A 10,404-nucleotide genomic window follows, 5' to 3' on the forward strand; every position below is an offset into this window, starting at 1 on the left:
GGCGGCTGTGATGCCCAGAGGTGACCGCGGAGCGGACAGACAGCCGGATCCGGTGCGGGCCGACCGGCTGGGCATGCTCGCGACCGTCGACGACAGCCAGGGGGACACCGAGGTCCTGCTGTCCGCGCTGCTCCACGCGACGGCCGACCTCGGCGGGCTCGGCGGCATGGCCTACCTGCGCGCGCGGGACATCTCCCGCGACCTGCGCATGGTGGCCAGCAGCGGCCTGTCCCGCGCCTTCACCCGCCTGTGGGGCAACATCTCCGAGGACGGCTCGGTGGCCCCCGCGCGGGCCGTCCGCGACGACAGCTACGTCTACCTGCCCGTCCTCGACGTGCCCGAGCAGCTGTACGGGCGCGCTCCCGTCGTGCCGGAGGCGTCCGCCGTCCCGGCCGGCGCGGGCATGGCGGCCGTACCGCTGCCCGGCCCGGACGGGCCGCTGGGCGCCCTGTCCGTGGTCACCCCACGGGCCGGCGCGCCGGACGCCGCGCAGCGGGCGTTCTTCGAGGAGGTCGCCCGCTGGGCGGGCGGCCGGCTGCGGCTGTCCCCGCTCGGCCCGGAGGGCGTCGCCCCCACCCTGCTGCACGGCCACGAGGCCGGGCAGGAGCCGCGGCACGTGCTCCAGGCGGTGGAGGTCGGCACCTGGGAGTGGGACCTGCGCACCGGTGACATGCTCTTCGACGAGCGGATGCTGGACGCGCTCGACATCGACCGCAAGGTGTTCGACTGGCGGATCGAGACCTGGGCCGACCTGATCCACCCCGACGACCTGCCCTGGGTGGTCGCCGAGGCCGACCGGGTCATCCGCACCCGCGGCGTGATGGACATCGAGTACCGGGTGCGCCGGTCGAACGGCACGTACAGCTGGGTGCGCAACCACGACGTGGTGGCCCTGGACGACGACGGCGAACCGGCCCGCCTGGTCATCACCATGTGGGACACCACCGACACCCACGCCGCCCTGGAGTCCGTCGGCCGGGCCCTGCGGCACATGTCCGACGGCTTCCTCGCGGTCGGCGGCGACTGGCGGATCGGGTTCCTGAACGTGGCGGCCGAGCAGCTGCTGGGCTCGTCCCCCGACGTGGTGGGCCGCGTGCTGTGGGACGTACCGGCCATGCGCCCCGTGGAGGGCCTGGAGGAGCGCTGCCGGCAGGCCGCCGCGGCCGGCCGGCCCGTCGGCTTCGACGTGCTCTGGCCGGACACCGACCGCTGGTACCACCTGCGCCTGGTGCCGGTGCCCGACGGCCTGACGCTGTACGTCACGGACGTCACCGAGAAGCGCCGCCGTGAGGCCGCCGAGCGGGCCGCGGCCGAGCGGGCCGCCCTCATGGGCCGGCTGACCCGGGCGCTCGCCGAGGCCGTCACCGCGCAGGACGTGGTGAGCGCCGTCGCCGACAGCGTCCTGCCGCCGTTCCACGCGTACGGTCTTGTCATCCTCTCCCTGGAGCACGACCGGCTCAACGTGGTCGGCTCCGTCGGCTACCCGGTTCCCTTCCTCGACCGCCTGCACGGCCTGCCGATCTCGCCCGGCACGCCCGCGGGGGAGCGGCTGCGCACGCGCGAGCCGGAGTTCATCGAGTCGCCGGAGGAGCTCGTCGCCTCCTACCCCGAGCTGGCCGACTTCCCCGAGGCGGGCGGGAAGAAGGCGTGGGCGTTCCTGCCGCTGATCGCCTCCGGTCGCGAGATCGGTATCGGCGTCATCTCCTTCGACCGCCCGCGCCGGTTCACCCACGACGAGCGGACCCTGCTCACGGCGCTCAGCGGCCTGATCGCCCAGGCGCTGGAGCGGGCGGGCCTGTACGACGCCGCCTACACCCGCGCGCAGGAGCTTCAGCGCGCCCTGCTGCCGCGCGTGCTGCCCGCCCTGCCCGCCGTCACCGCCGCCGCCCGCTACCTGCCCGCGGGCCACGGCGCCGACGTGGGCGGCGACTGGTACGACATCATCCCGCTGTCCGCCGACCGCGTCGCGCTGGTCATCGGCGNCACCCGCGCCGAGGAGCTCCAGCGCGCCCTGCTGCCGCGCGTGCTGCCCGCCCTGCCCGCCGTCACCGCCGCCGCCCGCTACCTGCCCGCGGGCCACGGCGCCGACGTGGGCGGCGACTGGTACGACATCATCCCGCTGTCCGCCGACCGCGTCGCGCTGGTCATCGGCGACGTGATGGGCCACGGCATGGCCGAGGCGGCCACCATGGGCCGGCTGCGCACGGCCGTACGCACCCTGGCGGACCTGGAGCTGCCGCCGGACGACGTGCTGGCCCGGCTCAACGACATCGTCAGCGACCTGGGCGACGACTCGTTCGCCACCTGCCTGTACGGGATCTACGACCCCACGACGCAGGTCCTCACCTACGCCAACGCCGGCCACCTGCCGCCCGCCGTCGCCCACCCGGACGCCACCGTCACCTTCCCGGCGCTGGTCCCCGACCCGCCGCTGGGCGTGGCCGCCCCGCCCTTCGACACCCTCGACGTCGAGCTGCCGGAGGGCAGCCTGCTGGTGCTGTACACCGACGGCCTGGTGGAGTCCCCGGACCGCGACATCGACGCGGGCATGGCCCACCTGGCGGGCACCCTGACCGCGGCCCTGCGCGGCGGCCGCGGCCGGGCCGACGGGCAGGTGGACCCGGACGCGCTGTGCGACACCCTCACCGCCACCCTGCTGCCCCCGCACGGCGTCACCACGGACGACACCGCCGTCCTCGTCGCCCGCACCCGGTGCCTGGCCCCCGGCGACATGGCCTCCTGGCCGCTGCCGGAGGACCCCAGGGCCGCGGGCCAGGCCCGCGCGCGCGTGCGCGAGCAACTGGCTGCCTGGAGCCTGGACGAGGAGCTGACGATGACCACGGAGCTGCTGGCCAGCGAGCTGGTCGGCAACGTCATCCGGCACGCCAAGGGCCCGATCCGGCTGCGGCTGCTGCGCAGTCAGACCCTGATCTGCGAGGTCTCCGACGGCAGCCTGACGACGCCGCACATCCGGCACACGTCGGTCACGGACGAGGGCGGCCGGGGCCTGCAACTGGTCGCNGACGCCGCACATCCGGCACACGTCGGTCACGGACGAGGGCGGCCGGGGCCTGCAACTGGTCGCGGCCCTGGCGCAGCGGTGGGGGACGCGCTTCACCCCGGGCGGGAAGTGCATCTGGACGGAACAGGTCATTCCGTAGTAGCCGGGCCGCCGGAGCGGGCCGGCAGGCCGGGCCCGGACCCGCTCAACCGCCGTCCGGCCGGTCCTCGATCCCCGGCGGCAGGCGGTCCGGCCGGGGCCCGACCAGCGCGGTCGCGGCCTCGACGGCCACCTCGGTCACGTCCCGCACGTCCCCGCCGTCCTCCAGGACGGTCGCGATCAGCTCGCGCAGTCCCCCGAGGAGCAGCAGGACCATGGGGCGGGACAGCGGCATGACCCCGACCTGCCGTGCCTGCTCGTTGTCGGTCATCAGCAGGACCGTCTCGGTGAACATGTCCATGATCTCGCGCTGGACGGCGCGGGCGAGGTCGCCGAGCGCGGACAGCTCACGGATCCAGCACACGCTCAGCTCGGGCTCGGACGCGACCGCGCCGATGTAGGCCTCGACTCCCTGCCGGATCTGCGTCACCCAGGGCGCGGACAGGTCGACGGAGGCGATGATCTCCATCCGCATCCGGTCGTGGGTCGCCCGCAGCAGCGCGACGAAGCAGTCGTCCTTGCCGGAGAACTCCGCGTAGAAGGTGCGGCGGGAGGTTCTGGCGTGCCGGACTATGTCCGCGATCTTGGTCTCGTGGTACCCCCGCTCGCGGATCGAGGCGGCCAGCCCTTCCATCAGACGCTGCCGGAACGTGACGCCGTCCTCGGCGTGCGCGGCTTCCGCTGGTTCTTCCCGCTTGGCGGCCTGTGATCCGACTCCCACAGTCTTCCACGATATCCGAGGCGGCAGCCCGCCACCGGAGTCGCCCGGTGCGCTCACCAGCGCACCGGCAGCCCCAGCAGCCCGCGCGTGCGCAGGCTGGGCCGCCACCGCAGCTCGCCGGGCGGCACGTCCAGCGCCAGGCGGGGAAAGGCGTCCAGCAGGACCCGCAGCGCGACCTCGGTCTCCAGGCGGGCCAGCGGCGCGCCCAGGCAGTAGTGGATGCCGTGGCCGAGCGTCAGGTGGCCGGAGGCGTCGCGGGTCACGTCGAGCCGGTCGGGGTCGGGGAAGCGGTGCGGGTCGCGGTTGGCGGCGGCGACCGACAGCAGGACCGTCTCGCCCGCCGGGACGGTGACGCCGCCGATGGTGACGTCCTCCAGCGGGAACCGCCGGATGGCCAGCGGCCCCGGCCCGTCGTACCGCGCGAACTCCTCCACCGCGCCCGGCAGCAGGCCCGGATCGGCGCGCAGCGCATCCATCTGGCCGGGCTCGCGCAGCAGCGCCAGGACGGCGTTGCCGATGAGGTGCACCGTGTTCTCGTACCCGCCGAAGAGGATCGCGAAGGCCAGCGACGTCAGCTCGTCCTCGCTCAGCCGGTCGTCCTCCTCGCTCGCCGTGACCAGCGCGGACAGCAGGTCGTCGGCCGGCTCGGCGCGCTTGTCGGCGAGCAGCCGGCCGAAGAAGCCCAGCAGCGAGCCGATCGCCTCCCTGGCCCGCTCCGGCCGCGCCGGGTCGGGCGCGATCAGCGCGTCCGTCCACGCGCGGAAGTCGTGCCGGTGGCCCGGGGGCACGCCGAGCAGGTCGCAGATGACGGCGATCGGCAGCGGCGCGGCGTACGAGGCGATCAGATCGGCCCGCCCGCGCGGCGCGATCCCGGCGAGCAGCCCCTCGGCGGTACGCCGGACCGGCTCGCGCAGCTGCTCGACCCGGCGCGGGGTGAACTCCCGGGAGACCAGGCGCCGGATGCGGGTGTGGTCGGGCGGGTCCATGTTCAGCAGGTTCGCGTCGAGGGCGGGCGGCAGGGCGAGCCCCACGTAGTTGCCCGGCCGCGCGTTCCGCTTGTCCAGCGACAGCCGCGGGTCGGCGAGCGCCTGCCGCACGTCGTCGTACCGGGTGACGACCCACGCGGGCAGCCCGTCCGTCCCCGCGATCCGGTGCACCGGCCCTGCCTCGCGCAGCCGGGCGTAGGTCCCGTACGGGTCGGCGAGCAGCTCGGAGGTCTCGGCGGCGGGCGACGGCCCGGGCACGGTGGCGGACATGCCCCCACCCTAGGACGCCGACCGCGACCGCCGCCGAGGTATACGAGCCTTCGCCGCGACACCCCGCCCGGCCGCCCGGCGGAACCCGGCGGGCCGGGCCCCGGGCCGGACCGGAACCGGCCCCGCGCCGGGCCGAAACGCACCGGGCTGAAAAAAGAAGCGAACCGCGTCCGGGCGCCGTGTCGATCCGCGGCGGCCCCGTTCGACCTGTTAGTGAGAGGGTCGAGAGGCGGCCCCTGCACCACGAGGAGATCGACGATGGCCAAGTACATGCTGATCATGCGGGGCACGGACGAGTCCGTGGCGAAGATGATGGAGACGCCGTTCGAGGACATGCTGGAGACGGTGGGCCGTTACAACGAGGAGCTGATCCGGGCGGGCGTGCTCGTCGCCGCCGAGGGCCTGGACGACCCGTCCCAGGGCGTGGTGGTCGACTTCAGCGGCGACACGCCGGTGGTCACCGACGGCCCGTACGGCGAGACCAAGGAGCTGTTCGGCGGCTTCTACCTGATCGACGTGGCCTCCAAGGAGGAGGCGGTCGAGTGGGCCAAGCGGCTCCCGGCGTCCATCGGCGGCAAGTGCGAGATCCGCCGCGTGCCGGCCATCGACGAGTTCCCGCAGGACAACGAGTGGATCATCAGGGAGCGGGCGTGGCGCGAGCGGACCGGCCAGCTGTGACGCCCGAGGCCGCCGGCGGCCCGCCGGGCGAGGCGGCACCCGGCGGCCCGCCGGGCGACACCGTGCCCGGCGGCCCGCCGAGCGCCGATCCGGCGCGGCGGGCCGTCGAGGCCGTCTGGCGGATGGAGGCCGCGCGGATCGTCGGCGCGCTCGCCCGCTACACCGGCGACTTCGCGCTCGCCGAGGACGTCGCCCAGGAAGCGGTGGCGGAAGCGCTCGTCGCCTGGCCGCGCGACGGCGCGCCGGCCAACCCGGCGGGCTGGCTGACGGCGACCGCCCGCCGCCGCGCCATCGACAGCTTCCGCCGCCGGTCGGCCCTGGACGAGCGGTACGCCCTGCTCGCCGGACAGCTCGCCGAGGGCGAGGCGGCGACGGGCGCGGCGGCCCCGGGGGACCGTACGCAGGACCTGCCGTGGGACCCCGACCGGATCGACGACGACGTCCTCGCGCTGATGTTCACCGCCTGCCATCCGGTGCTCTCGCCCGAGGCCCGGGTGGCCCTGACCCTGCGCGCGGTCGGCGGCCTGTCGAGCCAGGAGATCGCCCGGGCCTTCCTCATACCCGTGCCCACGGTCCAGGCGCGGATCACCCGGGCCAAGAAGACGATCGCCGCGGCCGGAGTGCCGTTTGAACTGCCGCCGCCGCAGGAGCGGCGCGAAAGACTCGGCGGCGTCCTGAGCGTGCTGTACGTGATCTTCACGGAGGGCTCGACGGCGACCTCCGGCGACCACCTGCTGCGCCCCGACCTGGCGTACGAGGCGGTCCGGCTGGCCCGGGTCCTGAGCGCGCTGCTGCCCGGTGAGCCGGAGGTGCACGGACTGCTGGCCCTGTGCGAACTGACGGCGGCGCGCTTCCCCGCGCGTACCGGACCTGACGGCGAGGCGGTCCTGCTGGAGGACCAGGACCGGCGCCGCTGGGACCGGTCGGCGATCCGCCGCGGCCTGGCCGCGCTCCGCCGGGCCCAGGCGGCCGGGCGGGGCCTGGGCCCGTACGGCCTCCAGGCGGCGATCGCCGCCTGCCACGCGGCGGCGCCCTCGGTGCCGGAGACCGACTGGGAGCGGATCGTGCTGCTGTACGAGGCGCTCGGCCGCGTGGCCCCCTCGCCCGTCGTCGAACTCAACCGGGCCGTCGCCGTCGCGATGGCCGGCGGCCCGCGGCAGGCGCTGTCGATGGTGGACGACCTGGCCGCCACCGGCCGCCTGTCCGGGTCGTACCTGCTGCCGAGCGTACGCGGCGAACTGCTCACCCGACTCGGCCGGACCGCCGAGGCACGCGCCGAGCTGGAACTCGCCGCCCGGCTGTGCGGCAACGTCCGCGAACGGGCGGTACTGCTGCGCAAGGCGGCGGCGCTGACCTGACCGGCGCCCACCTCCCACCGCGGCGGCCTGCCCTGTCCGGCCGATGTCAGTGCCCGCTGGGAGGATCACAGGTATGTCGCCGTTGCTTCTCACCGATATCGAGCGAGCGGTTCGCAGCAGTTGGAGCGCCGAGACGTGCACGCCCGAGTTCCGCTCGCGCTGGAGCCGGGACAACCCGGCCCGGGACCAGTGCGGGGTGACCGCCATGGTGCTCAACGACCTGCTGGGAGGCGACCTGATCCGGGGAGAGGTCCATGTCGGCGGAGCGCGGGTGGACTACCACTGGTGGAACCGCCTGGGCACGGGCCTTGAGATCGACCTCACGCGCGAGCAGTTCGGGCCGGAGGAGACCGTCACCGGAGGAATCGTCATTCCCCGCCCGCCCGCGACCGAGTGGCACAGACTTCGCGAGGAGTACGAGCTCCTGCGCGCCCGCGTCGCGCAGGAGCTCGACCGGCGGCAGACCGCAATCCGCGCGAACCCACCCGGTCAGCGGGCTTGAGCCGCTACGGTGCGGACGCGGGCGGTGCCGGGGCGGGGCGCTCCGACAGGTCCCACCTGCCGGCGCCCCCGGCAGGGCACAGCCTGGCCCGACCATCCCTGGAGCGAGCGATGAGACGCGCACTGCCCACCGTCCCGGCCGCCGTGAGAGCGGCCCTGGCGCTTCCGGTCGCCGCCGCGCTGGCCCTGGCCGGCCTCACCGGCAGCGCCGCCGGCACCGCTCCGGCGCCCGGGTCGGTGCCGCCGGATCAGGACCCGTTCTACGCGGCCCCGGCCGGGATCGGCGCGTACGCTCCGGGCGCGGTCGTCGCCTCCCGGCGGATCACGCCCAAGGCGGGCCCGGCGCCCGACGCGGTGACGGCGTGGCAGATCTCGTACCGCACCAACGACTCCCACGACCGCCCGGAGCTGGCGGTCACCACCCTGCTGGTGCCCGTGGCGGCGTGGCCCGGGCCCGGGCCACGCCCGGTGGTGTCGGTGCAGGCGGCCGAGGACTCCACCGGCACCCAGTGCGCGCCGTCCTACGGCGTGGCGTCCGGCATCGGCGACGCCGCGTCGAACGTCAACTACGCCACCCCCTTCCTCGACAAGGGCTGGACCGTGGCGATGCCCGACTTCGAGGGCCCCAAGTCGGTGTTCATGGGCGGCGTCCAGGCCGGCCACGCGGTGCTGGACGGCATCCGCGCGGTGAAGAACTTCAACGCCGCCCGTTCCGGCGGCGTGGGCGCGGGCGGCCCGTGGGCGCTGAGCGGCTACTCCGGCGGTGCCCAGGCGACCGGCTGGGCGGCCCAGCTCCAGCCGTCCTACGCCCCGGACGTCACGCTCGTCGGCGCGGCCATGGGCGGCACCCCGGCCGACCCGGCGGCGGTGGCCCGGTGGCTGGACGGCGGCCCGTTCGCCGGCTTCCAGGCCGCCGCCATCGTCAGCCTCGACGCCGAATACCCCGACGCCGGCCTCGCCTCGTACCTCAACGCCCAGGGCAGGGCGGCCCTGGAGCGGGCGCGCGGCAAGTGCCTGAGCGAACTGGCGGGCAGCGACCCCTTCGCGAGGCTCACCGACTACACCGGCCTGCCCGACCCGCTGTCGCTGCCGCCGGTCGCGAAGGTCCTGAAGGAGAACACTCTGGGCGCCGCCGCCCCGGCCACGCCCGTCTACGACTACATGGCGGCCACCGACGAGATCGTGCCCCTCTGGCAGGCCGAAACCCTCTTCCGCGCCTGGTGCGCCAAGGGCGCCACCATCCGCAAGGCCCGGGACCTCGTGGGCGAGCACGTACTGGAGTACTACGTCAGAAAGAACGCCGCGGTCGACTTCCTCACAGACCGCTTCGCGGGCAAGCCGGTCCGCAGCTCCTGCTGACGACCGGCCCGGACCCGACGGCACCCGGTGCCCAGTCCGCGGGCCCCCGCCGCGAGCGCCCCGGACACATGGCTGCGACGCCATCGCGGATCGCCCCTGTCAGAACCCTGGCGAGGCCCGCATCGGGGAGAGGTGATGCGGGCCGGTCACCCGGACGGGGCGTCGTTGCCCATCTGCACTGTGCCCCAGGCAGGAAGGTCCGCCGCTCCCGGTATTGGGCCGGGCCAGTGGCCCGCGATGGCGATTACCGTAGGCCGCCAGCCCGGCCTTCTGCAACGGCTCATGACGCGCGAGCTTCGGCTTGTGAACCGAGCAGAGGACTCTTCCGCGTCGAGCAGCGTCCGCTGGCTCCGGTTTCCGTGGTGAGGAGGATCGCCATGGGCCCAGCGAGGTGAACCGCATGTCGGCAACGTTCGGCCGGGTCTGGGCGGAGCCGGCGCCAAGCTCGCCGAGCCCGGTACCGGCCAGACCCGCGGCCGACCCCCGCGCGGGGTGGAGCATCACGCAGAGCCATATGACGCGGACGCGGACGACGTCAGCCCAACGAGCGACGTCCGCCGGTCGGCGAGGACATTCGCAGGCCCCTCATGACTCTTGACCCTGTCCAAGGTGAAGGCCGACAGTATCTGCGGCAACCAAGCTGGCGAGCTGAGCGTGATTGGCTTTGACCGAACCCGGATGAGAGGAACCTGCATGGATGACGACGCTCTCCTTGCAGAGCAGAGGGCCTACTACAGGGCCGGCGCGGCCGAATACGACCGGCAGTACGCAAAGTACGAAGCCCTGCAGAAATTGCTGGCTGTCGTCGATGACCTCCCGATCGCCGGGGATGTGCTCGAGTTGGCCTGCGGAACGGGCCAGTGGACCTTAAGGCTTGCCGCGCGGGCGCAGTCGGTAACGGCTGTGGACGCGGCAGCCGAAGTGCTGGCCCTCGCTCGTGCGCGTACCGCATCCCCCACCGTCCGCTTCCTTCAGGCCGACCTGTTCGAGTGGAAGCCGCCACGACACTACGACACCGTATTCTTCGCCTTCTGGCTCTCCCACGTCCCCCCGACGCGGCTGCCGGACTTCTGGAACACCGTCGCCGCCGCACTCGCGCCGGGCGGCAAAGCGATCTTCATCGACGATGGCCCCGCCGCAGCCGCATACGAGGAGGTCGTCGCGAACCAGCCGACCCCCGCGGCCCTGCGCCGGCTCGACGACGGCAGTCAGTACCGCATCGTGAAGGTATTCCACGATGCCCAGACACTCACAGACGACCTCACCGCGCTGGGGTGGTCGGTCCGCATCCGTTCTATGGCTGGGAACTTCATCGGTATTGCTGAACCGCCGACCACCCCTGGCTAAGAGCTCCTAACACAATGAGGTGGT

General features: G+C 74.0%; 7 protein-coding genes and 1 pseudogene. 6 read left to right on the plus strand and 2 right to left on the minus strand.

The genetic code is table 11. The features are described 5' to 3' along the window. Window positions 1-10 precede the first annotated feature (10 nt). Entirely contained in the window at window positions 11-3,397 is a 3,387-nt protein-coding gene (locus RKE29_RS08060; RefSeq protein ID WP_312004384.1) for a SpoIIE family protein phosphatase, read from the plus strand. A gap of 271 nt (window positions 3,398-3,668) precedes the next feature. Here RKE29_RS08060 and RKE29_RS08065 read toward each other — a convergent pair. Together RKE29_RS08065 and RKE29_RS08070 are read right to left on the minus strand one after the other, a co-directional pair. Further along, a pseudogene (locus RKE29_RS08065) lies at window positions 3,669-3,794 on the minus strand (helix-turn-helix domain-containing protein); the annotation flags it as partial. A gap of 140 nt (window positions 3,795-3,934) precedes the next feature. Next, entirely contained in the window at window positions 3,935-5,137 is a 1,203-nt protein-coding gene (locus RKE29_RS08070; RefSeq protein WP_312004385.1) for a cytochrome P450, read from the minus strand. A 258-nt stretch (window positions 5,138-5,395) separates the two neighbouring features. Between RKE29_RS08070 and RKE29_RS08075 the strand changes: the two genes are divergently transcribed. The 5 genes from RKE29_RS08075 (at window position 5,396) to RKE29_RS08095 (ending at window position 10,380) form a co-directional block, all read left to right on the plus strand. Further along, window positions 5,396-5,815, plus strand: a complete 420-nt coding sequence (locus tag RKE29_RS08075; protein ID WP_312004386.1) for a YciI family protein — start codon at window positions 5,396-5,398, stop codon at window positions 5,813-5,815. Window positions 5,816-5,937: 122 nt separating this feature from the next. Then, window positions 5,938-7,173, plus strand: coding sequence for a sigma-70 family RNA polymerase sigma factor (locus tag RKE29_RS08080; RefSeq protein WP_312004391.1), 1,236 nt, complete (start codon window positions 5,938-5,940; stop codon window positions 7,171-7,173). 73 nt (window positions 7,174-7,246) lie between these two features. Beyond that, complete coding sequence (locus tag RKE29_RS08085; protein ID WP_312004387.1) at window positions 7,247-7,675, plus strand: hypothetical protein; 429 nt, start codon at window positions 7,247-7,249, stop codon at window positions 7,673-7,675. A gap of 110 nt (window positions 7,676-7,785) precedes the next feature. Further along, entirely contained in the window at window positions 7,786-9,033 is a 1,248-nt protein-coding gene (locus tag RKE29_RS08090; protein ID WP_312004388.1) for a lipase family protein, read from the plus strand. Window positions 9,034-9,726: 693 nt separating this feature from the next. After that, entirely contained in the window at window positions 9,727-10,380 is a 654-nt protein-coding gene (locus RKE29_RS08095; protein WP_312004392.1) for a class I SAM-dependent methyltransferase, read from the plus strand. The last annotated feature ends 24 nt before the right edge of the window (window positions 10,381-10,404 follow it).

Source organism: Streptomyces sp. B1866, from assembly GCF_031932565.1.
Classification (GTDB): Bacteria; Actinomycetota; Actinomycetes; order Streptomycetales; family Streptomycetaceae; genus Streptomyces.